The sequence below is a fragment of the Kurthia populi genome (assembly GCF_042686175.1).
GTDB lineage: Bacteria > Bacillota > Bacilli > Bacillales_A > Planococcaceae > Kurthia > Kurthia populi.
Genome location: NZ_JBHUOR010000043.1, coordinates 24,155 through 49,216 on the forward strand (window position 1 = coordinate 24,155; position 25,062 = coordinate 49,216).

Sequence of the window (25,062 nt, forward strand, 5' to 3'; positions counted from 1 at the left end):
TTATAAGAAAGCTTATTAAATCAATCTAGTTAAAGAAAGAATTAAGCTTTTTCGATGTTAGAAACAACACCTGAACCAACTGTACGGCCGCCTTCACGGATTGAGAAACGAGTACCGTCTTCAATAGCGATTGGGTGGATAAGTTCGATGTTCATTTTAGTGTTATCGCCAGGCATTACCATTTCAGTACCTTCTGGTAACGTGATTACACCAGTTACGTCAGTAGTACGGAAGTAGAATTGTGGACGGTAGTTAGAGAAGAATGGAGTGTGACGGCCACCCTCTTCTTTTGATAACACGTAAACTTCAGCAGAGAATTTAGTGTGAGGTGTGATTGTACCTGGTTTAGCAAGTACTTGACCACGTTGGATATCTTCACGAGCAACACCACGTAATAAAGCACCGATGTTATCGCCAGCTTCAGCGTAATCTAATAATTTACGGAACATTTCAACACCTGTTACAGTTGTTTGAGCAGTTTCTTCAGTAATACCAACGATATCAACAACATCGCCGACTTTAACTTGACCACGTTCAACACGGCCAGTTGCTACTGTACCACGACCAGTGATAGAGAATACATCCTCTACTGGCATCATGAATGGTTTGTCAGTTTGACGTTCTGGAGTTGGAATGTAAGAATCTACAGCGTCCATTAATTCAACGATTGCATTTTCCCATTTTTCTTCGCCTTCTAAAGCTTTAAGAGCAGAACCTTTGATTACAGGAACATCATCGCCAGGGAAGCCGTATTCTGATAATAGGTCACGTACTTCCATTTCAACTAATTCAAGTAATTCTTCGTCGTCTACCATATCGCATTTGTTTAAGAATACTACGATGTAAGGTACACCTACGTTACGAGATAAAAGGATGTGTTCACGAGTTTGTGGCATTGGACCATCAGCAGCAGATACTACTAAGATCGCGCCATCCATTTGTGCAGCACCAGTGATCATGTTTTTAACGTAATCGGCGTGTCCTGGGCAGTCAACGTGAGCGTAGTGACGAGTGTCAGTTTCATATTCGATGTGAGAAGTGTTGATAGTGATACCGCGTTCTTTTTCTTCTGGAGCGTTATCGATATCAGCGTATGATTTAGCTTCCCCGCCTTGTTTTTTAGCAAGAACTGTAGCGATTGCAGCAGTTAAAGTTGTTTTACCATGGTCAACGTGTCCGATTGTACCAATGTTAGCATGCGTTTTAGAACGGTCGAATTTTTCTTTAGCCATTTTAAATGTGCCTCCTAGGGTTTTAAAAGTTTTATTAGTAATAAGATTTATAGATACATCTTTTAGAAGAACGGGCCCTGTTCTCCTGCTAAGATGTAGCTTACATGTTATTTATACTTGATATACCAAGAAATTTCAATTAAAAATTATTCAATTTAAAATTAACCTTGGTGTTTTTTGATGATTTCTTCTGAAACTGATTTTGGAACTTCTTCATAGTGATCAAATACCATTGAGAATGTACCGCGACCTTGAGTAGATGAACGTAAAGTTGTTGCATACCCAAACATTTCAGCAAGTGGAACCATTGCACGAACAACTTGAGCGTTACCGCGAGCTTCCATACCTTCTACACGTCCACGACGAGCAGTGATGTTACCCATGATATCACCAAGATATTCTTCTGGCATTACTACTTCTACTTTCATAACTGGTTCTAAAAGAACTGGGTTACAAGCTTGAGCAGCTTTTTTCACTGCTAGAGATGCAGCTACTTTAAACGCCATTTCATTTGAATCGACATCGTGGTAAGAACCATCGACTAATGTAGCTTTAACGTCGATTAGAGGGAATCCTGCTAATACACCGTTTGCTAATGAATCTTTAAGTCCTGCTTCTACAGCTGGGATGTATTCACGAGGAACTACACCACCAACGATAGCGTTAACGAACTCAAAGCCTTTTCCTTCTTCGTTTGGTTCGAATTCGATATGAACGTCACCATATTGACCACGACCACCAGATTGGCGAGCGAATTTACCTTGAACTTTAGCCGCTTGGCGGAAAGTTTCACGATAAGATACTTGAGGAGCACCTACGTTAGCTTCAACGTGGAATTCACGTTTCATACGGTCAACTAAGATATCTAAGTGAAGTTCACCCATACCTGAGATGATAGTTTCACCAGTTTCAACGTCAGTGTGAGCGCGGAAAGTTGGATCTTCTTCTTGAAGTTTTTGTAGTGCTTGACCCATTTTATCTTGGTCAGCTTTTGATTTAGGCTCAACAGATAGAGAAATAACTGGTTCTGGGAATTCCATTGATTCAAGGATAACTAAGCTATCTTCTGCACAAAGAGTATCACCAGTAGTTGTAGCTTTAAGACCTACTGCAGCAGCAATGTCGCCAGCGTAAACTTCAGAGATTTCTTCACGGCTGTTAGCGTGCATTTGTAGGATACGACCTACACGTTCACGTTTGCCTTTAGAAGAGTTTTGTACGTAAGAACCTGATTGAAGAACACCAGAGTACACACGGAAGAAAGTTAATTTACCAACATAAGGGTCAGTCATAACTTTGAACGCAAGTGCAGCAAATGGTTCATCATCAGAAGAGTGACGTACGATTTCTTCGTCGCCATCAACAGATGTACCTTTAATAGATTCAACATCTGTTGGAGCTGGTAGGTAATCAACTACTGCATCAAGCATTAATTGAACACCTTTGTTTTTGAACGCAGTACCACATACTACTGGGTAGAATTCTACTGATAAAGTAGCTTTACGGATAGCAGCTTTTAATTCTTCTTTAGTGATTTCTTCACCAGCGAAGTATTTTTCCATTAGATCTTCATCTAATTCAGCAACTGCTTCCACAAGTTTTTCGCGGTATTCGTCTGCTTGTTCTTTGTATTCAGCAGGAATTTCTTTAACTTCTGCGTTTGAACCGTCATCGCCTTCTTTGTAGAAAGTAGCGTTCATTTCTACTAAGTCAATGATAGCGTGGAACTCATCTTCAGCACCGATTGGTAATTGAATTGGGTGAGCGTTTGCTTCTAAACGTTCATGTAAAGTTCCTACAGAGTATAAGAAGTTCGCACCGATTTTATCCATTTTGTTAATGAATACGATACGTGGTACGCCGTAAGTTGTAGCTTGACGCCATACTGTTTCAGTTTGTGGTTCTACACCTGATTGAGCATCAAGTACAGTAACAGCACCATCAAGTACACGAAGAGAACGTTCAACTTCTACAGTGAAGTCTACGTGTCCTGGTGTATCAATGATGTTTACACGGTTGCCTTTCCATTGGGCTGTTGTAGCAGCAGAAGTGATAGTAATACCACGTTCTTGCTCTTGCTCCATCCAGTCCATTTGAGAAGCGCCTTCGTGAGTTTCACCGATTTTGTGAATCTTACCAGTGTAATAAAGGATACGCTCAGTTGTTGTTGTTTTACCAGCATCAATGTGAGCCATGATTCCGATATTACGAGTGTTCTCAAGTGAGAATTCTCTAGTCATGCGGAATTTCTCCTTCCATAATGGATGTATATTTTAGGATAAATCTTACCAGCGGTAGTGAGCGAATGCTTTGTTGGCTTCAGCCATTTTATGCATATCTTCACGTTTTTTAACTGACGCACCAGTGTTGTTAGAAGCGTCTAAAATTTCGTTAGCAAGACGTTCTTCCATAGTTTTTTCGCCGCGAAGACGAGAGTAGTTTACTAGGTAACGAAGACCTAAAGTAGTACGACGTTCTGGACGAACTTCTACTGGTACTTGATAGTTAGCACCACCGACACGGCGAGCACGTACTTCAAGAACTGGCATTACGTTTTCTAATGCAGCTTCGAATACTTCTACTGCATCTTTACCAGAACGTTCTTTAACTAAATCGAAAGCTCCGTATAAGATTTTTTGAGAAGTACCTTTTTTACCATCTACCATTAATTTGTTGACTAAACGAGTTACAAGTTTTGAATTATAAAGTGGATCTGGTAACACGTCACGTTTGGAAACAGGACCTTTACGAGGCATGTGTTTTCCTCCTTTCAAGTATAGCTACTTATTAGATTACATTATTTTTTTTCTTTTGGTTTTTTAGCACCGTATAATGAACGTGATTGCATACGTCCTTGTACAGCTGCAGTATCAAGAGCACCACGAACTACGTGATAACGTACCCCTGGTAAATCTTTTACACGTCCGCCACGGATAAGAACAACACTGTGTTCTTGTAAGTTATGGCCTTCACCAGGAATATAAGCGTTAACTTCGATTTGGTTAGTTAAACGTACACGAGCGTATTTACGTAACGCTGAGTTAGGTTTTTTAGGTGTCATTGTACCAACACGAGTACAAACACCACGTTTTTGTGGTGAGTTAACATCAGTTAAGCTTTTTGCAAAGCTGTTATAGCCTTTGTTTAAAGCTGGTGAATTAGATTTCTTACTTTTGGATTGACGAGGCTTACGTACTAATTGGTTAATTGTAGGCATCGATATGTCCTCCTCTCATTGCTTTCTTTAAATCCACACATCCAGGTGGTTCATTTTAAGTTAAAAACAAAAGTCTTTACGTGATCAGCGTAAAAACTACTAAAGCAGTACTTCAAGTTATGTTGGTGTTTTACATCAACGTCATTATCTCTACCAAGAGTCTGCTTGGTTATTTAATGCAACGGGAACACCAAAATTTGTGCCGTCGCACCGCATGCGTGGTTTATTCACCTGTTACATCTTAGAGCAACAACGTTTTGTTCCACGACCAGCAATGCTTGTCGTTACTGTTTGTAATTAACGTACATTGTTTTAATTTTTCCCTTAGACATTAAGCCCATGAAATGATAGACAATGAACTATCAACCTAAAATATATTATCATCTCAGAAGTTTATTGTCAACTAAATATAAAAAATCCCAACGAAAATTCGTTGGGATTTAATACAAAATCTATTATTCGGCTGAAGTTGTTGTTTCTGTAGCTGCACCAGTACCGGCAATTTCGATTTGACGGTAACGTTGCATACCTGTACCAGCTGGCACAAGTTTACCAAGAATAACGTTTTCTTTCAGACCAAGTAATTCATCACGTTTACCTTTGATAGCTGCATCCGTTAACACACGAGTTGTTTCTTGGAATGAAGCTGCAGATAAGAATGATTCAGTTTCAAGAGAAGCTTTTGTAATACCAAGGATAACTGGACGACATGTAGCTGGCGCTTTGTTACCTGACATTAAGATACTGCTGTTTGCTGTAGTGAATTGGTGAATATCCACTAATGAACCTGGTAGTAAGTCAGTGTCACCAGCTTCGATAATACGAACCTTACGTAACATTTGACGTACCATAACCTCGATGTGTTTATCACCGATTTCTACACCTTGCATACGGTATACTTTTTGAACTTCTTTTAATAGATACTCTTCTACAGTAGACACGTCAGTAACTTTGATTAATTGTTTTGGATCAATTGAACCTTCAGTTAATGATTGACCATGAGAAACTTGATCGCCCTCTTGTACTTTTAGACGTGCATTGTATGGAGCTGTATATTTACGAGATTCGATTGGGCTTTGAACCGTAATTTCTTTAAGACCTTCACGAATTTCTTCAATTTCAACAATTGTACCTGAAATTTCCGTAATAAGCGCTTGACCTTTTGGATTACGAGACTCGAAAATCTCTTGGATACGAGGTAAACCTTGAGTGATATCGGCACCGGCAACCCCACCTGTATGGAAAGTACGCATTGTTAACTGAGTACCTGGTTCCCCGATAGATTGAGCAGCGATGATACCAACTGCTTCACCCACTTCAACTTCATCACCTGTAGCTAAGTTCATACCATAACATTTTTTACATACGCCGTGTTTAGTATTACATGTAAACGCAGAACGAATTGTAACTGTTTCGATATTTGCTTCAGTGATTTTACGAGCTAATTCAGCTGTGATTAATTCGTTTGGATTTACGATAATTTCGTTTGTTTCCGGATGACGAATTGTTTTCTTAGCGTAACGACCAAGAACACGTTCTTCAAGGGCTTCGATTAATTCGTTGCCTTCTTTAAGAGCTGAAATTTCAAGACCTTTATCAGTACCACAATCGTCTTCACGGATGATGACATCTTGTGCAACATCAACAAGACGACGAGTAAGGTAACCTGAATCGGCTGTTTTAAGTGCTGTATCGGCAAGGCCTTTACGCGCACCATGGGTAGAGATAAAGTACTCTAATACCGTTAAGCCTTCACGGAATGAAGATTTGATTGGTAATTCGATGATACGACCAGCTGGGTTGGCCATCAGACCACGCATACCAGCAAGTTGAGTGAAGTTAGAAGCGTTACCACGCGCACCAGAGTCACTCATCATGAAGATTGGGTTAGTCGCTGGAAGAGATTTCATCAGTTTAGATTGGATAACATCCTTCGCGTCACTCCAGAATGAAATTACACGATCGTAACGTTCTTCTTCAGTGATTAAACCACGACGGAATTGTTTTTGTACTTTATCTACTTTAATTTGAGCTTCATGTAAAATTTCTTGTTTATCTGGTAATACGATGATATCTGAGATACCAATTGAGATACCAGCTTTAGTTGAATATTTGAAACCAAGGTTTTTCAATTCATCAAGCATTTTAGAAGTTTCTGTGATATGGTAGCGATCAAATACTTCTGCGATAACATTACCAAGATATTTTTTAGTGAATGGTTTAGAAGGCTCTTGCTCTGCTAAATATTCTTTCATATTTGTGTTAGTTGAAACGAAGAATTTATCTGATGTACCTACTTGTAAGTTATCAATAGTTGGTTCGTTAATGTATGGGAAATCAGCATATAAGATTTCGTTAAACAATACTTTACCAACAGAAGTAACTAACAATTTTTTATTTTGTTCTTCAGTAAATGTGTTGTTATTTAAAGAAGCTGCACGAATAGCAATACGAGTGTGTAAATGCACTTCGTTATTCGCGTAAGCAACATTTAGTTCTTCAGGATCTGAGAACACAGTACCTTCACCTACAGCGCCTTTACGCTCAAGAGTTAGATAATAGTTACCTAATACCATATCTTGAGATGGTGTAACAACTGGTTTACCATCTTTAGGGTTTAAGATATTTTGCGCTGCAAGCATTAATAAACGTGCTTCAGCTTGTGCTTCTGCAGAAAGAGGAACGTGGACGGCCATTTGGTCACCATCGAAATCGGCATTGTATGCAGTACATACTAATGGGTGTAAGCGAATTGCTTTACCTTCGATAAGTGTAGGCTCGAACGCTTGGATACCAAGACGGTGAAGTGTTGGTGCACGATTCAGTAATACTGGGTGCTCGCGCATGATGTCTTCTAAAACATCCCATACTTCTTCGTGTTGACGTTCGATTTTACGTTTAGCTGATTTAATATTATGAGCTAAACCGCGTTCAACTAATTCTTTCATTAAGAAAGGTTTGAATAGTTCGATTGCCATACCTTTTGGTAGACCACATTGGAACATTTTTAAAGATGGACCAACTACGATTACAGAACGACCAGAGTAATCGACACGTTTACCAAGTAAGTTTTGACGGAAACGACCTTGTTTACCTTTTAACATATGAGAAAGAGATTTTAATGGACGATTACCAGGACCTGTAACAGGACGACCACGACGACCATTATCGATTAATGCATCAACTGCTTCTTGTAACATACGTTTTTCATTTTGAACGATGATGCCAGGAGCACCAAGGTCTAATAAACGTTTTAAACGGTTGTTACGGTTGATAACACGACGATATAAATCATTTAAATCAGATGTTGCGAAACGGCCGCCATCTAGTTGTACCATTGGACGTAATTCTGGTGGAATTACAGGAAGTACATCTAAAATCATCCATTCAGGACGGTTGCCTGAATGGTGGAACGATTCAACAACTTCTAAACGCTTAATTGCACGTGTACGGCGTTGACCTTGTGCAGTTTTAAGCTCTTCTTTAAGTTCAATTGATTCTTTATCTAAATCGATTTCTTTCAATAAATCTTTGATTGCTTCTGCACCCATAGATGCTTTGAATGTTTTACCGAATTTTTCACGGTAAGCACGATATTCTTTTTCAGAAAGAAGTTGTTTCTTTTCTAAAGGAGTATCGCCTGATTCAATTACAACGTAAGAAGCGAAGTAAATTACTTCTTCAAGTGCGCGTGGAGACATATCTAAGATAAGTCCCATACGGCTTGGAATACCTTTGAAGTACCAAATGTGAGAAACAGGAGCAGCTAGCTCAATATGTCCCATACGTTCACGACGTACTTTTGCACGTGTTACTTCAACGCCACAGCGGTCACAAACTACACCTTTATAACGTACGCGTTTGTATTTACCACAGTGACACTCCCAGTCTTTTGTTGGACCAAAGATGCGTTCACAGAATAAACCATCTTTCTCTGGTTTTAATGTACGGTAGTTGATAGTTTCTGGTTTTTTAACCTCACCATATGACCACGAACGGATTTTATCTGGTGAAGCAAGACCAATTTTCATGTATTCAAAATTATTAACGTCTATCAAGGAGCCTACCTCCCTCTATTAATGAAGTCTTTTCGACTTATAAATAATTAGCTCGACGATTGATTATTAGCAAATAAAAGGGAATTAGGACAAGCCCATAAGAGGTCCTGTCCATGTCCCAAAAAAATTACAACTTAATTTTCAGAAGATACTTCGTCAGTTTCTTCTTTTTTAGAAGCGATGTTTAACGCGTCTGCTGATGGAACATCATCATCTTCGTCATCGCGTAGTTCTACTTCTTCATCATTAATGTTTAACATTTTCACGTCTAAACCTAATGATTGAAGTTCTTTAATTAATACTTTGAATGATTCTGGTACGCCTGGTTCTGGAACAGGTTCACCTTTAACGATTGCTTCGTATGTTTTCACACGGCCCACAACGTCATCAGATTTAACTGTTAAGATTTCTTGAAGTGTGTGCGCTGCACCATATGCTTCAAGAGCCCAAACTTCCATTTCACCGAAACGTTGACCACCAAATTGAGCTTTACCACCCAATGGTTGTTGTGTAACAAGTGAGTAAGGACCAGTTGAACGAGCGTGAAGTTTATCATCAACCATGTGCGCAAGTTTGATCATGTACATAACCCCTACTGATACGCGGTTATCGAATGCTTCACCTGAACGGCCATCATAAAGTGTTGTTTTACCATCACGGTTCATGCCTGCTTCTTCCATTGTACGCCATACGTCTTCATCTGAAGCACCATCGAATACAGGTGTAGCCATGTGCACGCCTAAGTAACGAGCGGCCATACCTAAGTGTAATTCAAGTACTTGACCGATATTCATACGAGATGGTACACCTAATGGGTTAAGCATGATGTCGACTGGAGTACCGTCTGGTAAGAATGGCATATCCTCTTCTGGTAAGATACGAGAGATAACCCCTTTGTTACCATGACGTCCGGCCATTTTATCCCCAACGCGGATTTTACGTTTTTGAACGATATAAACGCGTACCATTTGGTTTACGCCAGGAGATAATTCGTCGCCATCTTCGCGATGGAATACTTTAACGTCAAGTACAATACCACCAGAACCGTGAGGAACACGTAATGATGTATCGCGTACTTCGCGCGCTTTTTCACCGAAGATTGCATGTAATAGACGTTCTTCTGCAGTAAGCTCTGTTACACCTTTAGGAGTGACTTTACCTACTAAGATATCACCATCATTTACTTCTGCACCAATACGGATAATACCACGTTCGTCTAAGTTGCGAAGTGCTTCTTCACCAACGTTAGGAATATCGCGAGTGATTTCTTCAGGTCCAAGTTTTGTATCACGAGCTTCTGATTCATATTCTTCAATATGAACAGAAGTGTATACATCATTTTTAACTAAACGTTCGTTCATGATTACGGCATCTTCATAGTTATAACCATTCCAAGTCATGAATGCCACGACTACGTTACGGCCAAGTGCAAGTTCACCATTTTCCATTGACGGACCGTCAGCAAGGATATCACGAGGTTTCACGCGGTCACCTTCTTTAACTAATGGGCGTTGGTTAATTGATGTCCCGTGGTTAGAACGAGTGAATTTTTGTAATTTATAACGAACTAAATCACCTTTTACTTCTTTACCATCTACTTCTTCAATAGTACGAACTGAAATATAACGAGCTTCAACATGCTCAACGATACCATGGTATTTAGCTACGATTGCAGCACCAGAGTCACGAGCATTGACATGTTCCATACCAGTACCTACGAAAGGAGCTTCTGGGTTAAGAAGTGGAACAGCTTGACGTTGCATGTTGGCACCCATAAGAGCACGGTTTGAGTCATCGTTTTCTAAGAATGGGATACATGCTGTCGCAGCAGATACTACTTGTTTAGGAGATACGTCCATGTAATCAACAGTGTCACGTTTGAACACTGAGTTATCGCCACGGAAACGACCCACTACTTCTTCTTCAGTAAACGTACCATCTGCATTCAATGGTGAGTTTGCTTGAGCAACAACATAGTTATCTTCTTCGTCTGCTGTTAGATAATCGATATGTTCAGTAATTTTACCAGTTTCAGGGTCAACACGACGATATGGTGTTTCAATGAAACCAAATTTATTTACTTTTGCATATGATGATAGAGAGTTGATTAAACCAATGTTTGGACCCTCTGGAGTTTCGATTGGACACATACGGCCATAGTGAGAGTAGTGAACATCACGTACTTCGAAACCAGCACGTTCACGTGTTAAACCACCAGGTCCTAATGCAGAAAGACGACGTTTGTGCGTTAATTCTGCAAGAGGGTTTGTTTGGTCCATAAATTGTGATAATTGAGAACTACCAAAGAATTCTTTAATAGATGCAATTACTGGACGGATATTGATTAATTGTTGTGGAACAATTGCAGCAGTATCATTGATTGACATACGTTCACGTACAACACGTTCCATACGAGATAAACCGATACGGAATTGATTTTGTAGTAATTCACCTACTGAACGTAGACGACGGTTACCTAAGTGGTCGATGTCATCAGTATCGCCCACACCATGTAATAAGTTAAAGAAATAAGAAACAGATGCTACAACATCTGCTGGAGTAAGATGTTTTACTTCATCATCGATGTAAGCGTTACTGATTACTTTGATTTCTTTTTGAGACTCATCATTTGGTGCAAAGATTTTTACTTCTTGTACAAGAATGTCACCTTCGATAATACCGCCCACTTTTGAAAGTGTTTTAAAGTTTACGCCTTCTTCTAAGAATGGTGTAATGCGGTCTAATACACGACGGTCAATCACAGTTCCGCTTTCCGCTAAGATTTCTCCAGTATTTGGATCTACTAGCGTTTCAGCCAATGTTTGATTGAATAAGCGGTTCTTGATATGAAGTTTTTTATTCATTTTATAACGACCTACAGCTGCTAAATCGTAGCGTTTTGGGTCGAAGAAACGAGAATATAGTAAGTTTTTAGCTGACTCTACTGTAGGTGGTTCACCCGGACGTAGACGTTCATAGATTTCTAATAACGCTTTTTCAGTGCTATCAGTGTTATCTTTTTCTAAAGTATTACGTAAATATTCATTATCACCGACAAGTTCGATAATTTCTTGGTCAGATGCAAAGCCTAATGCACGTAATAATACCGTTGCAGGTAATTTACGTGTACGGTCGATACGAACGTAGACAACGTCTTTTGCGTCTGTTTCATATTCTAACCATGCGCCGCGGTTTGGAATAACTGTTGCGCCAAAGCCTTTTTTACCATTTTTATCTGTTTTATCGTGATAGTATACACTTGGTGATCGAACTAATTGGGAAACAATAACGCGTTCTGCGCCGTTGATAACAAAAGTACCTGTTTCTGTCATGAGTGGGAAATCACCCATGAAGACTTCTTGTTCTTTTACTTCTTCAGTTTCCTTATTATGAAGACGTACTTTTACGCGTAATGGTGCTGCGTAAGTAACGTCACGTTGTTTACATTCATCGACATCATATTTTGGTTCTCCAAGACTGTAGTCGACGAATTCTAGTGAAAGATTTCCTGTGAAGTCTTCAATCGGTGAAATGTCGTGGAACATTTCACGTAAGCCTTCCTCTAAAAACCACTCGTTAGAAGCGGTTTGAATCTCGATAAGATTCGGAAGTTCTAGCACCTCTTTAATACGCGCGAAGCTTCTACGCTGGCGGTGTTGTCCGTACTGAACTAGTTGACCTGTCAACTCATTCACCCCTCAATAAAGCGATATTAGGTCTTGTGAAATTGCAATTTTTCACAAGACAAAAAAGAAAACGAGCAATAATTCTCATTTTCGATTATTCAAACATAATTTTAAACCGAAAGCTCTTGACATTTTCATCAAATAGGCAGACGGCTTCAAATTAATATTTTTGCATTTTCTTATAATATCACAGCGTTTTTGTCAAGTCAATCTATAAATATTGACAATTATTTTTCAGAAAATAGCATAAATTATTTTATAGCTCTAATAATCCAATAACCTTTCTCTTTATGCACGACTGTGACGTCCTTAAACTGTGTTTGTAAATGATCTACTGTAGATGGTGCTCCCTGTTTCTTTTGAATAACAATCCACAGCTCTCCGTCTTCTGATAAGACTTCATAAGCCTGATCATAAATGCGGAAGATTGTTTGCTTACCAGCACGAATAGGAGGATTTGTCAGAACAGCAGCGACTTGATCTGTATCAACAGATGAAAGTGCATCACTCTCATAAATTCGTACATTTTGAACCCCGTTAAGCTCAGCATTTTTAATAGCCAAGTTTAATGCACGATCATTTACATCCATCATGTGAACAATACGCTCGGGGTAACTTTTTGCGATTGATAAGCCAATTGGACCATATCCACAGCCCACATCCAAAATATTTCCTTCAACTGACGGCAGTTCAAAACAATCGATTAAGACACGGGAGCCAAAATCTACTTCGCTTTTACTAAAAACGCCTGCGTCGGTTTCAAACGTAAAGGAAAATCCTCGAAGTCTAAAATCCCATCTACGTGGCTTACTCTCAACCTCAGGGTTTTTTGAATAATAATGATCTGACATTAGCATGCCCTCCATCACGTAAAATGAAGAAAAAGCTCGTCAAAATTGACGAGCTTTTCCAATAGGTTAGCAGAAATTATTTAACTTCTACAGATGCGCCAACTTCTTCAAGTTTAGCTTTGATTTCTTCAGCTTCAGCTGCAGCTACGCCTTCTTTAAGAGCTTTAGGAGCGTTATCTACTACTTCTTTAGCTTCTTTAAGACCTAAGCCAGTGATTTCACGTACTACTTTGATTACTTTGATTTTAGAATCGCCAGCAGATGTTAATACTACGTCAAATTCTGTTTTTTCTTCAGCAGCGCCTGCAACAGCACCAGCTGCAGCTACAGGAGCAGCAGCAGTTACGCCGAATTCTTCTTCGATTGCTTTTACTAAATCATTTAATTCTAAAACTGTCATCTCTTTGATTGCAGCTAAGATTTGTTCTTGGTTCATTATGAGTTCCTCCTATTATGGAATCTAATTTTTTATTTTTGTGCATCTTAAGATGCGGTGAAGATTAAGATGCGATTAAGCGCCTTGTTCTTCTTTTTGTTCTGCAACAGCTTTTGTTGCAAGCGCGAAGTTGCGCATTGGTGCTTGTAGAACTGATAAAAGCATTGATAGTAAACCTTCGCGTGATGGAAGTTCTGCTAGTGCTTTTACTTCTTCTAAAGTTGCGAAGTTGCCTTCGATTAAACCTGCTTTAATTTCTAAAGCTTCGTTTTCTTTAGCGAAGTTATTGATAATACGAGCTGGAGCAACTACATCTTCGTTAGAGAATGCGATTGCGTTTGGACCAGTAAGTACATCGTTAATCTCAGTGTGACCAACTTCTTCAGCAGCACGACGAACTAAAGTATTTTTGTACACTTTGAATTCAACGCCAGCTTCACGTAATTGTTTACGTAATTCAGTTACTTGTTGAACTGTTAAGCCGCGGTAGTCTACTACTACTACTGACGCTGCAGCTTTGAACTTGTCAGCGATTTCTTGAACAACAGTTTGTTTTGCTTCTACTGCTTTGCCCATTATTGACACCTCCTATAAGAATGAGTCATTTATACCGACAAAAGAAAAGCCCCTTATCAATGACAGACAAGAGGCAGAAATTCATCATCTAAATAGAGAATGATTCCTTTGCCCTCGGCAGGATAATTAAGCGGTACTAAGCCGCCCCTACTGTCTTTGGTACAAATGGATAATTCACAACAAAACTCATCTTATCAGATGAGTTTTAGTTTGTCAATCATTAAATTATTTTACAAGTGCTAGAGTATCAAGTTTAATTGATGGTCCCATAGTAGTTGTAACGTGTACTGATTTTAAGTAAACACCTTTTGCAGTAGCTGGTTTAGCTTTAACGATAACATCAACTAATGTTTGGATGTTTTCAGCTAATTTGTCAGCTTCAAATGATGCTTTACCTACTGGTGCGTGTACGATACCAGCTTTATCAGCACGGTACTCAACTTTACCAGCTTTGATTTCGTTAACTGCTTTAGTTACATCGAAAGTAACTGTACCAGTTTTAGGGTTTGGCATTAAACCTTTAGGACCTAATACACGACCAAGTTGACCAACTTGACCCATCATATCTGGTGTAGCAACGATAACGTCGAAATCGAACCAGCCATCTTTAATTTTTTGGATGTATTCAGCATCACCTGCGTAGTCTGCACCAGCAGCTTGAGCTTCTTTAAGTTTTTCACCTTTAGCGAATACTAAAACTTTTTGAGTTTTACCAGTACCGTTTGGAAGCACGATTGCGCCACGGATTTGTTGGTCGTTTTTACGAGTATCGATGTTTAGGTTGAAAGCTACTTCTACAGTTGCGTCGAAGTTTACTTTGCTTGTATTTTTAGCTAATTCAGCAGCTTCAGCTACAGAATAAACTTTAGTTTTGTCTACTAATTTTGCGGCATCTTGTAATTTTTTACCTTGTTTAGCCATTTTGAATTTCCTCCTTGATTGTGGTTATAGCGGGATTTCCCTCCCACGAATAAAGGTTGCGGGTGTTTCAAATATCGCTATAAGAAACATTCGCAACCTCCAAAAACAATACTTTTATCAAGTAATGAGTATTAGTCTTCTACGACAATACCCATGCTACGTGCAGTACCTTCTACCATTAACATAGCAGCTTCTACAGAACCTGCGTTTAAGTCTGGCATTTTAGTTTCAGCGATTTCGCGAACTTGGTCACGTTTCACTGTAGCTACTTTTTTCTTGTTTGGTTCACCAGAACCAGATTTAATACCTGCTGCTACTTTAAGTAATACTGCAGCTGGTGGAGTTTTTGTAATGAAAGTGAATGAACGATCTTCAAATACAGAAATCTCAACTGGAATGATTAAACCTGCTTGGTCTTGTGTACGAGCATTGAATTCTTTACAGAATCCCATGATGTTAACACCTGCTTGACCTAATGCAGGACCTACTGGTGGCGCTGGGTTTGCTTTACCAGCTTGAATTTGAAGTTTTACAACTTTAACAACTTTTTTAGCCACGAGACACACCTCCTTAAGTCCGTGATGTGGTAATTGGGTTGCCCCTCCCACTCAAATATCTGTCTGTCGGCTTATTTCCGATAACATTAAAAATTACTGTTAGTCGACTATAACTTAGTCATAGTCTGACCTAAAAAATAATAACACTTTTAATTATGCAAGGCAAGCATAATTAAACCAAATTAAACTTTTAGTACTTGATCGAAAGCTAATTCCATTGTTGTTTCGCGTCCGAACATATCTACTGTAACTTTAATTTTTTCTTCAGTAGCAAGGATTTCTTCTACTTTCCCTTGGAAATGAGCGAATGGTCCTTCTAATACTTCAACAAGATCACCTACAGCGAAATCAAGATCAACACTTTTCTCGCTTTCAGCCATTTTAGTTAAAATATGTTCTACTTCTTCAGGTAATAATGGAGTTGGTTTAACCCCACCACCTGAAGAGCCAATGAAACCTGTAACACCTGGTGTATTACGTACAACGTACCAAGCATCATCTGTCATGATTAGTTCAACTAATACATAACCAGGGAATGTTTTACGCATATATGTTTTTTTACGGCCATCTTTTACTTCTGTTTCTTCTTCTTCAGGAACGATGACACGGAAAATTTTATCTTGCATACCCATCGTTTCAATACGTTTTTCTAGGTTTAACTTTACTTTGTTCTCATAACCAGAGTAAGTATGAACGACATACCAATTTTTTTCCATAATTAACAGGACTAAATTGTCCTTTCCCTCCTTTTTTTAAAGGCAAATGAAAAAACCCGCTTTTACGGGCTCCTTCAAAAATATTAACATTTTTTCGCTTATAAATCCAAGTACATGCGGAATAATTTTGATATTCCTAAATCGACTAGCATAAAGAACACTGCCATAAAGAGTAATGTAGAAAGTACAACTAGTGTGTATTTGCTAAGCTCTTTACGTTTAGGCCAGCTAGTTTTACGCATTTCAGAAAAAACATTGCTGAAAAATTTTTTAAGCTTTCCCATCCAACCTAACCTCCGAATAAAAATAAAAATCTTTTATGATTAACGAAATTTATCTTGTTTGTTTGTGTAATGTATGTTCATTACAGTTCGAACAATATTTCTTTAATTCCATTCTTTTTGAGCTATCCTTTGGGGCAGGTAAATTATAATTACGAGCGCCGCATTTTTCGCAGCATAGCACAACTTTGTTTGCCATAATAAAAATCACCTTTCAGGCATTTGTCCTTATACAGACTATCATCTAATACCATAAGCTGTCAATAAAGCACATCGTGTCAGTTTGCAGTCAATTGTTGCTCAAGTTTACGTTTAATTCGTTGTAAGGCGTTGTCAATTGACTTCACATGGCGCTTTAATTGTTCAGAAATTTCTTGGTAACTACATCCATCAATATAAAGTGCTAGGACTTTTTGTTCAAAAGGACTTAATAACTCGTTGATACGCGATTCCATATCTAAAAATTGTTCTCGATGTACAATAAAATTTGCTGGGTCTTCACTGGCATCTGTTTGTAATAAATCCATTAATGTACTTGCTTGATCTTCATCCCCTACAGGTTTATCAAGTGATACATACGAATTTAACGGAATATGTTTTTGTCGAGTAGCTGTTTTAATTGCTGTAATAATTTGACGTGTAATACATAGTTCTGCAAATACTTTAAATGATGCTTGGTGCACATCACTAAAGTCACGCACAGCTTTAAATAAACCAATCATTCCTTCTTGAATGATATCTTCTTTATCTGCGCCAATTAAAAAATAAGATTTCACTTTAATTCTTACGAGCGGCTTATATTTTGTAATCAAAAAATCAAGTGCTTCACTATCGCCTTGCCTAGTGAATCCAACGAGTTCTTCATCGGTCATACTACTATACTGGTGCTGCAATTTACTTGTTATCACAAAATCACCCCAACTATTAATGTCCGTCTATTTCAAGCCACGACGCATATTTTCTAGCTTACTTTGTGTTTCAGCATCTAATTGAACTCGATTTGAAAACTTTCGTTGACGCGCATAGTCTTTATTAACTGTTTGCGTAATTTGCCGCTGTGATTCCCGAACTGCTGTAAACAATTCAGAAGCCGGCATGCGTAGTGCCCCATTCCCAAAAATAACACTTTGCTCTGCCATATCTGAAGTTGCAACAGTAATGCGTGTTAAGCGACCATATTTTTGGATTTTATCCATCGTCAACGCTTCAATACACTCATCTGCTGTTTCTTTTACACGTGTATAAATGATTTCTACATCATGTTGTTTTTCTTTTGTAGCAACGCCTGGGACTTGATACGCATCAAACACAACAATAATCTTATATTGTGAATACGCTTGATATTCAGCTAATAGCTCAATTAATCGATCGCGTGCGTCAATTAGTTGATGCTTATCTTTTAACTGTTTCAATTCGCCCCAGTCACCAATCATGTTATAGCCATCTACGATCAAAATGTCCTTCATAAGCATCCCTCACTTATAGTTCGTGACGTTTACGGTACACTTCATACATCAAAAGCGATGCCGCTACAGATGCATTTAAAGATGTAACATGGCCAACCATCGGTAAATTATAAAGGAAATCACATTTTTCTTTTAGAATACGGCTCATACCTTTACCTTCACTGCCAATAATAACAGCTAATGGTAATGTAGCATCCATGCGACGGTAATCTTGTGAACCTTTCGCATCTGTACCCGCAATCCAAACGCCTCGTTCTTTTAACTCATCAACTGTTTGCGATAAGTTATTAACACGTACCGTTGGAATGTATTCAATTGCACCTGTTGAAGATTTTGCAACAACAGCAGTTAATGATACAGAACGACGTTTCGGAATAATAATACCGTGTGCTCCAACTGCATCAGCTGTACGCATAATTGAACCTAAGTTATGTGGGTCTTCTAATTCATCTAAAATCATGATGAACGGGTCTTCGCCACGCTCTTCAGCAATTTTGAATATATCATCTAATTCTGCATAGTTATATGCTGCAACTGACGCAACAACACCTTGATGATTTTCGGAAGATAAGTTATCAATTTTTTGCTTCGGTACGAATTGAACAACAATACGACGTTCACTCGCCATATCTAAAAGTTCTTTAATACCGTTCTTTTTAACGCCTTCAGCAATCCAAATTTTATTGATATCGCGTGTTGAACGAAGTGCTTCCAAGACGGGGTTTTTACCAGCAATCATTTCTTTTGAATGATCTCCTTCTTGTTCTACTTCTAGTACATTTTCTGTTTTTTGTTCACGCGCAGGACGGCGGTCACGGTCATATCTACGTCCGTCGCGGTCCTGTTTGCGGCCATTTTTATAATCTCGTTCATATTTCATTATTTTGACACCTCATTTTTTTCTTCGACTGTGTCGATTGCATACTGAATAATACTGTCTACGCGTTCTTGTTGACCTAGTAAATATAAATAACCAATAACTGCTTCAAAAGCGGAGCTATAGTTGTAAGTTTGTACATCTGTATTTTTTGGCACGGAACCAGATTTTGCATTGCGGCCACGGCGTAGCACCGCAAGCTCCTCTTCCGTAAAATAGTTTTCAGCCTTCATTTTAAGAACGACCATTGCTTGTGCTTTTGCAGAAACATAATGCGTTGCTTCACGGTGCAACACTTTTGGCTTCACACGACCTGAGCGTAATAAGTGCTCACGAATAGCGATTTCTAAAACCGCATCTCCCATATAAGCTAAAGCTAGTGCATTTATTTGTTTAACATCTGCATCTCGAAGTTCTCCCACTTCTCTTAACCTCGTTTCCATCGTACGCCTTGGCGTGTATCTTCTAAGATAATATTCATATCTTTTAATTGGTCACGAATTTCATCAGAACGTGCGAAATTGCGATCTTTACGTGCTTGTTGACGTTCCGCAATCAATGCATCAATTTCTTCGTCTAATAATTCTTCTTTAACATTTAAAATAATACCCAATACGCCTGCTAACTCATCTAATACATTGATTAAAGCTTTAAGCGTTTCTTCGTTTGTATTATCTTCGTTTAAATATTTATTTACGGCTGTTGATAATGCAAATAATGTTGCGATAGCATTGGCTGTATTAAAATCATCATCCATTGCTGATGTAAAGTTTTGACGTTCTGCTTCAATTGTTTCAAATATCGCTTCATTTTTCTCTGCTAAATTTGCTGTGCTTTCTAAACGGTGCACTAAATTTTTACGAGATGTCCGTAGACGATCCAGTCCATTTTGTGCAGCTTCTACTAAATCTTGTGCAAAGTTGATTGGGTGACGATAATGAACAGAAAGCATGAAGAAACGTAACACTTGTGGATCGATTTGTTGAATAATATCATGTACAAGAATGAAGTTACCAAGTGATTTTGACATTTTTTCATTATCGATATTAATATAACCATTATGCATCCAATAGTTTGCAAATTGTTTCTCTGTATATGCTTCTGATTGTGCAATTTCATTTTCATGATGTGGGAAAGTTAAATCTTGTCCACCCGCATGAATATCGATTGTATCACCAAAATGTTCATGAACCATAACAGAACATTCAATATGCCACCCCGGGCGACCTTCTCCCCATGGGCTTTCCCAGAAAATCTCGCCTGGTTTTGCAGCTTTCCATAATGCGAAATCAAGTGCATCTTCTTTTTTCTCACCTGTTTCAATACGAGCACCAATTTTTAAATCATCTACTGATTGATGAGATAATTTACCGTAGCCTTTAAATTTACGTGTACGGTAATAGACATCACCTTGTGATTCATAAGCAAAGCCTTTTTCTACTAGTACAGCAATAAAGTTAATAATAGCATCCATATGTTCTGTAACACGAGGATGCGAATCAGCTTTTTGGCAACCTAACGCTGTAATGTCTTCAAAGTACGCATTAATAAAACGTTCTGTTAGTTCCGGTACTTCCTCACCTAGTTCATTTGCTGCTTTAATAATTTTATCATCTACATCTGTGAAGTTAGATACATAATCAACCTTAAATCCACGGTAAGTTAAATAGCGACGTACTGTATCGTAAACGATTACCGGACGTGCATTCCCAATGTGAATGTAGTTATAAACAGTTGGTCCGCAGACATACATGCGTACCTTTCCTTCTTCAATCGGCACAAAGTTTTCTTTTTCACGAGTTAATGAGTTAAAAATTTGAATAGCCATGAGCGATCATCTCTCCTTTAAATAAACATCGTTTCTATACGTTGATCCAGCGATAATCGTATTGTTCTCATTCCCTTACGATTAAAACATAATCACGAAAAAAAGCGTCCCTATCTACTAAATAGACAGAGACGCTGTATGCGCGGTTCCACTCTGATTGGAAAAAACTTTCCCACTCGTAGTCTATTAACGGTGACGAACCGGTCATGCCTACTAACATTTCAACATAACACTCAGAGGTGCATTTCTGCGATGTCTCAACTCAAGTCACTCTCAGCCAGTGGTGACTCTCTCTTTAGAGCATACAACGCATACTTTTCCTCTTCAACGTTTTGAACTGGATAGATTTATTGTACAATGAAACCTCAATTTTGAAAACTAAAACAAAAAAAGAGGGAGTCGTCTAATACGACATCCCTTCTTTTTATTTAAAACGATTAGCCTAGTTGTGCGTCTAAACGTTTTACAACTGTATCTTTACCTAAGATTTCAATTGCATCTGCAAGTTCTGGACCGTGCATTTCGCCAGTAGTTGCTACGCGGATTGGCATGAATAGGTTTTTACCTTTATGACCTGTTTCTTTTTGAACAGCTTTGATCGCTTTTTTAATTGCTGGAGCTTCAAATTCTTCTAATTCAAGAAGATACTTTTTAAATGTTGCAAGCACTTCAGGAACTTGTTCGCCAGCTAATACTTCTTTTTCTTCGTCGTTTAATTCAACGTGATCTTGGAAGAACATTTCAGAAAGCTCAACGATTTCAGCACCGAAGCTCATTTGTTCATGGTAAAGACCGATTAATTTATCTGCCCATTCAGCTTCTTCAGCTGTTGGATTTTCAGCAACACGACCTGCTTTTTGTAAGAATGGAAGGCAAAGTGCTACAACTTCTTCATGAGTTAATTTTTTCATGTATTGGTTGTTCATCCATTTTAATTTTGTCATGTCATACATAGAAGGAGATTTTGTTAAACGTTTTTCATCAAATTGCTCGATTAATTCGTCCATAGAGAAAATTTCTTCTTCGCCTTCTGGAGACCATCCAAGTAACGCAAGGAAGTTAATCATTGCAGCTGGTAAGTAACCAAGGTCTTTATATTGAGAGATAAATTGGATAATTGATTCATCACGTTTTGATAATTTTTTGTGATTTTCGTTAATGATTAGAGTCATATGACCGAAGCGAGGAGCTTCCCAGCCAAATGCTTTATATACCATTAATTGTTTTGGAGTGTTAGATAAATGTTCTTCACCACGGAATACGTGTGACATTTCCATTAGGTGGTCATCTAATACTACCGCGAAGTTGTAAGTTGGGATGCCGTTTGCTTTAACGATTACCCAGTCACCAAGATCTTTAGATTCGAACGTAACTTCACCACGAATTAAATCATCTACTACATATGTTTCGTTTTCAGGAACTTTGAAGCGGATTGTGTAAGGTGCGCCTGCTGCTTCTTTTTCTGCAACTTGTTCAGCAGTTAAATGACGGCAAGTACCTTTGTACATTGGCGCCGCTACGCCTGCTTCACGTTGCGCTTCGCGTTCTGCTTCTAATTCTTCTGAAGTACAGAAACATTTGTAAGCCATGCCCATATCGATTAATTTTTGAGCAGCATCTTTGTATGTGTCTAAACGTTCCATTTGACGGTAAGGAGCGTATGGACCACCGATTGCAGGTGATTCAACAGGCTCAATCCCCATCCAAGCTAAGTTATGAAGTTGTGATTCTTCGCCACCTTCAATGTTACGAGCGATATCTGTATCTTCAATACGGAAGATAAAATCTCCGTCGTAATGTTTTGCGTATAAGTAATTGAATAGTGCTGTACGAGCGCCACCAATGTGTAAATGTCCAGTTGGACTTGGGGCATAACGTACACGAACTTTTTTAGTCATGATTAAAATCCTCCTATTTTGTCGAGAAAAAATTCAACTTTTTTAATTTTACCACTCGTGATATGAAATTTAAAGCGGCCTTACTTTTTAATTAGAAGAATTGTTGCCATTGCAGCGATTCCTTCTTTACGTCCTACAAAGCCTAATTTCTCTGTAGTTGTCGCTTTTACATTTACTTGTGAAGGCTCTGCATGTAAAAGTTCTGCGATACGATTGCGCATTTGCTCAATGTATGGTGCCATTTTTGGTGCTTGTGCCATAATCGTGCAATCAACATTTCCTAGCGTATATCCTTTTGCTTCAACCTTATCCCAAATGAATGACAGGAGTTTTGCAGAATCTGCACCTTCCCATTCTGGATCTGTATCAGGGAAATGATGACCAATATCCCACTCACCAATCGCACCTAATGCTGCATCTGTTACTGTGTGTAATAATACATCTGCATCTGAATGACCTAGTAAACCTTTGTCACTTGGCACCTCAATACCGCCAATGATTAATGGGCGTCCTTCTGCAAACTCATGTACATCAAAACCTTGTCCTACACGAAACATATAATTATCCTCCAATACGTTGGTTTAAGATTGCTTCACCAAAAACCAAATCTTCTTTTGTTGTTATTTTAACATTTTCATAGCTACTCTCAACCATATATACAAATTCGCCCTCACGCTCAACAAGCATTGATTCATCTGTTCCTAAAAATCCATCTTGCTCAGCATGATTTTCTGCGTATTGTAATAATTCAAAACGAAATGCTTGTGGTGTTTGAATCATCCACAACGTTGAACGGTCGACTGTTTCTTGAATAATCCCCTCTTCAACACGTTTCATTGTATCCTTTGCACGTACACCTGCGATTGCTGCACCTTTTTGTTGTGCCGCTTCTACCAATTTATGAATAGTTGGTTCTAAAATAAATGGACGTGCCGCATCATGAACAAGTACGATGTCACCATTTCCGATAGCTTTCATACATGACTGCACACTATATTGGCGCTCAGCTCCTCCGGTTGGCATCGCTTTTACTTTTGTAATGTGGTAGTGCTTAAGTAAATTTTGAATAAACTCGCGCTCGCTATCTTTCACTGCTAAATAGATACCGCGACACCATTCATCTTTCTCAAATACCTCTAATGTATGAATTAAAATAGGTTTTTCTTTCAACTCCAGAAATAATTTGTTTTTTCCAGCACCCATTCGTTTACCACTACCAGCTGCCGGTAAAATAACATCATATACCATTTATTACACTCCCTCACCGTTCCATTAGCTTTATTGTATTAAAAAAATGGCTGAAGCGCATAGCTTCAACCATTATCAATTATTTTTTCGGTTTTGCAAAAATCATACGACCAGCAGATGTTTGAAGCACACTTGTTACAATAACAGTAATCGCATCCCCGATATACGATTTCCCATCCTCGACGACAATCATCGTACCATCATCTAGGTAAGCAACACCTTGATGATGTTCTTTCCCTTCTTTGATGACGACGACATGCATTTCTTCGCCAGGAATAACAACTGGTTTCACAGCATTTGCTAACTCGTTAATATTTAATACTTGAACATTGTGGAGTTCACACACTTTATTCAAGTTAAAATCATTTGTCACAATTTGCGCACCGCCCATTTTCTTCGCAAGGCGTACTAATTTCAAATCAACTTCTGGTACATCGTCAAAATCAACTTCTGTTAAAAGCACTGTCGTTAATGGATCGTCTTGAAGTGATTTTAAAATATCAAGACCTCGACGTCCCTTTGTTCGCTTTAAAGTATCCGAAGAATCTGCTATATGCTGTAGCTCGGTTAGGACAAACTGTGGAATAACAAGTGTCCCCTCAACAAAGCCTGTACGACAAATATCAGCGATACGACCATCAATAATGACACTTGTATCTAATAATTTGTAAGAGGCTGGCGATACTAGAGATTCCTCTTTGCTATCCTCGCTTTTTTTCTTCGATGAACGTGATGTAAATACACTCATTAATTCTTCACGGCGTTTAAAACCAACCTGAAACCCTAAATAGCCGAGCACAATTGATAAAAGAATCGGTAATACTGTTGTTACTATTGGAATACGAATGCTGTCTAGCGCAAAACCAACAAGATACGCAACGATTAACCCAATAATTAAACCTAGTGTACCAAATAGTAAATCACCACTAGGCTCCTTTAATAATTTCTCCTCAAGCCAACGAATAAACTTTACAAAATAGTCTGCAATAAAGAACGATACAATAAACAAAATAATCGCACCTATTAAAACAGAAACATATGGGTTATTAATCCATGGATTATTGGATAAATGAATGAGCTTGTATAAAGGCGGTAACAGGACTAACCCTAGTGTTCCTCCAATCAACAGGAATACGACTTGAATAATTCGTTTTAACATACATGCACCTCCCCTTTAATTGACTATTATACAGATTATTCCTAAATTACGCTTC

Annotated in this window: 23 protein-coding genes and 2 other annotated features; all 23 genes read right to left on the minus strand. The window is 38.5% G+C overall.

Going from position 1 to position 25,062, the window contains the following annotated elements; all coding sequences use genetic code 11:
• Nucleotides 1-41: 41 nt before the first annotated feature.
• Entirely contained in the window at nucleotides 42-1,232 is a 1,191-nt protein-coding gene (gene tuf, locus ACFSY7_RS09110) for an elongation factor Tu (RefSeq protein ID WP_126991972.1), read from the minus strand.
• Nucleotides 1,233-1,393: 161 nt separating this feature from the next.
• Complete coding sequence (gene fusA / locus ACFSY7_RS09115) at nucleotides 1,394-3,472, minus strand: elongation factor G (protein ID WP_126991973.1); 2,079 nt, start codon at nucleotides 3,470-3,472, stop codon at nucleotides 1,394-1,396.
• Nucleotides 3,473-3,517: 45 nt separating this feature from the next.
• The gene (gene rpsG, locus ACFSY7_RS09120) at nucleotides 3,518-3,988 is read right to left on the minus strand and encodes a 30S ribosomal protein S7 (RefSeq protein ID WP_126991974.1); all 471 of its coding nucleotides are present in this window, start codon (nucleotides 3,986-3,988) and stop codon (nucleotides 3,518-3,520) included.
• A 41-nt stretch (nucleotides 3,989-4,029) separates the two neighbouring features.
• Nucleotides 4,030-4,449 (minus strand): 30S ribosomal protein S12, encoded by a 420-nt coding sequence (gene rpsL, locus ACFSY7_RS09125; protein WP_010308011.1) that lies wholly within the window; start codon nucleotides 4,447-4,449, stop codon nucleotides 4,030-4,032.
• Nucleotides 4,450-4,904: 455 nt separating this feature from the next.
• Nucleotides 4,905-8,507, minus strand: coding sequence for a DNA-directed RNA polymerase subunit beta' (gene rpoC, locus ACFSY7_RS09130; RefSeq protein WP_380147656.1), 3,603 nt, complete (start codon nucleotides 8,505-8,507; stop codon nucleotides 4,905-4,907).
• Nucleotides 8,508-8,641: 134 nt separating this feature from the next.
• Nucleotides 8,642-12,193, minus strand: coding sequence for a DNA-directed RNA polymerase subunit beta (gene rpoB / locus ACFSY7_RS09135; RefSeq protein ID WP_126991976.1), 3,552 nt, complete (start codon nucleotides 12,191-12,193; stop codon nucleotides 8,642-8,644).
• 251 nt (nucleotides 12,194-12,444) lie between these two features.
• The gene (locus tag ACFSY7_RS09140) at nucleotides 12,445-13,044 is read right to left on the minus strand and encodes a class I SAM-dependent methyltransferase (protein ID WP_126991977.1); all 600 of its coding nucleotides are present in this window, start codon (nucleotides 13,042-13,044) and stop codon (nucleotides 12,445-12,447) included.
• 76 nt (nucleotides 13,045-13,120) lie between these two features.
• On the minus strand, nucleotides 13,121-13,480 hold the full coding sequence (gene rplL / locus ACFSY7_RS09145; RefSeq protein ID WP_126991978.1) for a 50S ribosomal protein L7/L12: 360 nt from the start codon (nucleotides 13,478-13,480) through the stop codon (nucleotides 13,121-13,123).
• A gap of 75 nt (nucleotides 13,481-13,555) precedes the next feature.
• Nucleotides 13,556-14,056, minus strand: a complete 501-nt coding sequence (gene rplJ / locus ACFSY7_RS09150) for a 50S ribosomal protein L10 (RefSeq protein ID WP_126991979.1) — start codon at nucleotides 14,054-14,056, stop codon at nucleotides 13,556-13,558.
• A 33-nt stretch (nucleotides 14,057-14,089) separates the two neighbouring features.
• Nucleotides 14,090-14,234 (minus strand) — a sequence feature (ribosomal protein L10 leader region).
• A gap of 47 nt (nucleotides 14,235-14,281) precedes the next feature.
• Nucleotides 14,282-14,977, minus strand: a complete 696-nt coding sequence (gene rplA / locus ACFSY7_RS09155; RefSeq protein WP_126991980.1) for a 50S ribosomal protein L1 — start codon at nucleotides 14,975-14,977, stop codon at nucleotides 14,282-14,284.
• A gap of 131 nt (nucleotides 14,978-15,108) precedes the next feature.
• Nucleotides 15,109-15,534, minus strand: a complete 426-nt coding sequence (gene rplK / locus ACFSY7_RS09160) for a 50S ribosomal protein L11 (protein ID WP_139995853.1) — start codon at nucleotides 15,532-15,534, stop codon at nucleotides 15,109-15,111.
• 182 nt (nucleotides 15,535-15,716) lie between these two features.
• The gene (nusG, locus tag ACFSY7_RS09165) at nucleotides 15,717-16,250 is read right to left on the minus strand and encodes a transcription termination/antitermination protein NusG (RefSeq protein ID WP_126991982.1); all 534 of its coding nucleotides are present in this window, start codon (nucleotides 16,248-16,250) and stop codon (nucleotides 15,717-15,719) included.
• A gap of 98 nt (nucleotides 16,251-16,348) precedes the next feature.
• A complete protein-coding gene (secE, locus tag ACFSY7_RS09170) occupies nucleotides 16,349-16,534 on the minus strand; it encodes a preprotein translocase subunit SecE (protein ID WP_126991983.1) in 186 nt (61 codons plus the stop codon).
• A gap of 49 nt (nucleotides 16,535-16,583) precedes the next feature.
• A complete protein-coding gene (gene rpmG / locus ACFSY7_RS09175; RefSeq protein ID WP_010290442.1) occupies nucleotides 16,584-16,730 on the minus strand; it encodes a 50S ribosomal protein L33 in 147 nt (48 codons plus the stop codon).
• 79 nt (nucleotides 16,731-16,809) lie between these two features.
• The gene (sigH, locus tag ACFSY7_RS09180; RefSeq protein ID WP_380147663.1) at nucleotides 16,810-17,403 is read right to left on the minus strand and encodes an RNA polymerase sporulation sigma factor SigH; all 594 of its coding nucleotides are present in this window, start codon (nucleotides 17,401-17,403) and stop codon (nucleotides 16,810-16,812) included.
• Nucleotides 17,404-17,466: 63 nt separating this feature from the next.
• Entirely contained in the window at nucleotides 17,467-17,997 is a 531-nt protein-coding gene (locus ACFSY7_RS09185; RefSeq protein WP_126991984.1) for an NYN domain-containing protein, read from the minus strand.
• A gap of 13 nt (nucleotides 17,998-18,010) precedes the next feature.
• Nucleotides 18,011-18,736: a 23S rRNA (guanosine(2251)-2'-O)-methyltransferase RlmB gene (rlmB, locus tag ACFSY7_RS09190; RefSeq protein WP_380147664.1), complete on the minus strand. Its 726-nt coding sequence runs from the start codon at nucleotides 18,734-18,736 to the stop codon at nucleotides 18,011-18,013.
• A gap of 140 nt (nucleotides 18,737-18,876) precedes the next feature.
• Nucleotides 18,877-19,296 carry a Mini-ribonuclease 3 gene (locus ACFSY7_RS09195; RefSeq protein ID WP_126991986.1) on the minus strand — a complete coding sequence of 140 codons (420 nt, stop codon included), beginning with the start codon at nucleotides 19,294-19,296 and terminating at the stop codon, nucleotides 18,877-18,879.
• A 5-nt stretch (nucleotides 19,297-19,301) separates the two neighbouring features.
• The gene (gene cysS / locus ACFSY7_RS09200) at nucleotides 19,302-20,702 is read right to left on the minus strand and encodes a cysteine--tRNA ligase (RefSeq protein WP_380147657.1); all 1,401 of its coding nucleotides are present in this window, start codon (nucleotides 20,700-20,702) and stop codon (nucleotides 19,302-19,304) included.
• Between the two features lie 124 nt (nucleotides 20,703-20,826).
• Nucleotides 20,827-21,039, minus strand: a binding site (T-box leader).
• 100 nt (nucleotides 21,040-21,139) lie between these two features.
• Nucleotides 21,140-22,600 (minus strand): glutamate--tRNA ligase, encoded by a 1,461-nt coding sequence (gene gltX, locus ACFSY7_RS09205; RefSeq protein ID WP_380147658.1) that lies wholly within the window; start codon nucleotides 22,598-22,600, stop codon nucleotides 21,140-21,142.
• A gap of 80 nt (nucleotides 22,601-22,680) precedes the next feature.
• Nucleotides 22,681-23,157 carry a 2-C-methyl-D-erythritol 2,4-cyclodiphosphate synthase gene (gene ispF / locus ACFSY7_RS09210; RefSeq protein ID WP_380147659.1) on the minus strand — a complete coding sequence of 159 codons (477 nt, stop codon included), beginning with the start codon at nucleotides 23,155-23,157 and terminating at the stop codon, nucleotides 22,681-22,683.
• 4 nt (nucleotides 23,158-23,161) lie between these two features.
• Nucleotides 23,162-23,848: a 2-C-methyl-D-erythritol 4-phosphate cytidylyltransferase gene (gene ispD, locus ACFSY7_RS09215; RefSeq protein WP_126991990.1), complete on the minus strand. Its 687-nt coding sequence runs from the start codon at nucleotides 23,846-23,848 to the stop codon at nucleotides 23,162-23,164.
• A 79-nt stretch (nucleotides 23,849-23,927) separates the two neighbouring features.
• Nucleotides 23,928-25,007 carry a PIN/TRAM domain-containing protein gene (locus tag ACFSY7_RS09220; protein ID WP_126991991.1) on the minus strand — a complete coding sequence of 360 codons (1,080 nt, stop codon included), beginning with the start codon at nucleotides 25,005-25,007 and terminating at the stop codon, nucleotides 23,928-23,930.
• Nucleotides 25,008-25,062 lie beyond the last annotated feature (55 nt).

What these genes read in the sequence shown, in the direction of transcription:
- ACFSY7_RS09220 (WP_126991991.1), bottom strand. Translation starts at nt 25,007, where the DNA reads ATGTTAAAACGAATTATTCAAGTCGTATTCCTGTTGATTGGAGGAACA.
- cysS (WP_380147657.1), bottom strand. Translation starts at nt 20,702, where the DNA reads ATGGCTATTCAAATTTTTAACTCATTAACTCGTGAAAAAGAAAACTTT.
- secE (WP_126991983.1), bottom strand. Translation starts at nt 16,534, where the DNA reads ATGGGAAAGCTTAAAAAATTTTTCAGCAATGTTTTTTCTGAAATGCGT.
- ispF (WP_380147659.1), bottom strand. Translation starts at nt 23,157, where the DNA reads ATGTTTCGTGTAGGACAAGGTTTTGATGTACATGAGTTTGCAGAAGGA.
- rplJ (WP_126991979.1), bottom strand. Translation starts at nt 14,056, where the DNA reads ATGGGCAAAGCAGTAGAAGCAAAACAAACTGTTGTTCAAGAAATCGCT.
- ACFSY7_RS09140 (WP_126991977.1), bottom strand. Translation starts at nt 13,044, where the DNA reads ATGTCAGATCATTATTATTCAAAAAACCCTGAGGTTGAGAGTAAGCCA.
- tuf (WP_126991972.1), bottom strand. Translation starts at nt 1,232, where the DNA reads ATGGCTAAAGAAAAATTCGACCGTTCTAAAACGCATGCTAACATTGGT.
- rpsL (WP_010308011.1), bottom strand. Translation starts at nt 4,449, where the DNA reads ATGCCTACAATTAACCAATTAGTACGTAAGCCTCGTCAATCCAAAAGT.
- rpsG (WP_126991974.1), bottom strand. Translation starts at nt 3,988, where the DNA reads ATGCCTCGTAAAGGTCCTGTTTCCAAACGTGACGTGTTACCAGATCCA.
- fusA (WP_126991973.1), bottom strand. Translation starts at nt 3,472, where the DNA reads ATGACTAGAGAATTCTCACTTGAGAACACTCGTAATATCGGAATCATG.
- gltX (WP_380147658.1), bottom strand. Translation starts at nt 22,600, where the DNA reads ATGACTAAAAAAGTTCGTGTACGTTATGCCCCAAGTCCAACTGGACAT.
- rlmB (WP_380147664.1), bottom strand. Translation starts at nt 18,736, where the DNA reads ATGATTGCTGGTAAAAACCCCGTCTTGGAAGCACTTCGTTCAACACGC.
- rpmG (WP_010290442.1), bottom strand. Translation starts at nt 16,730, where the DNA reads ATGGCAAACAAAGTTGTGCTATGCTGCGAAAAATGCGGCGCTCGTAAT.
- ispD (WP_126991990.1), bottom strand. Translation starts at nt 23,848, where the DNA reads ATGGTATATGATGTTATTTTACCGGCAGCTGGTAGTGGTAAACGAATG.
- rplL (WP_126991978.1), bottom strand. Translation starts at nt 13,480, where the DNA reads ATGAACCAAGAACAAATCTTAGCTGCAATCAAAGAGATGACAGTTTTA.
- rplA (WP_126991980.1), bottom strand. Translation starts at nt 14,977, where the DNA reads ATGGCTAAACAAGGTAAAAAATTACAAGATGCCGCAAAATTAGTAGAC.
- ACFSY7_RS09185 (WP_126991984.1), bottom strand. Translation starts at nt 17,997, where the DNA reads ATGAAGGACATTTTGATCGTAGATGGCTATAACATGATTGGTGACTGG.
- sigH (WP_380147663.1), bottom strand. Translation starts at nt 17,403, where the DNA reads ATGACCGATGAAGAACTCGTTGGATTCACTAGGCAAGGCGATAGTGAA.
- nusG (WP_126991982.1), bottom strand. Translation starts at nt 16,250, where the DNA reads ATGGAAAAAAATTGGTATGTCGTTCATACTTACTCTGGTTATGAGAAC.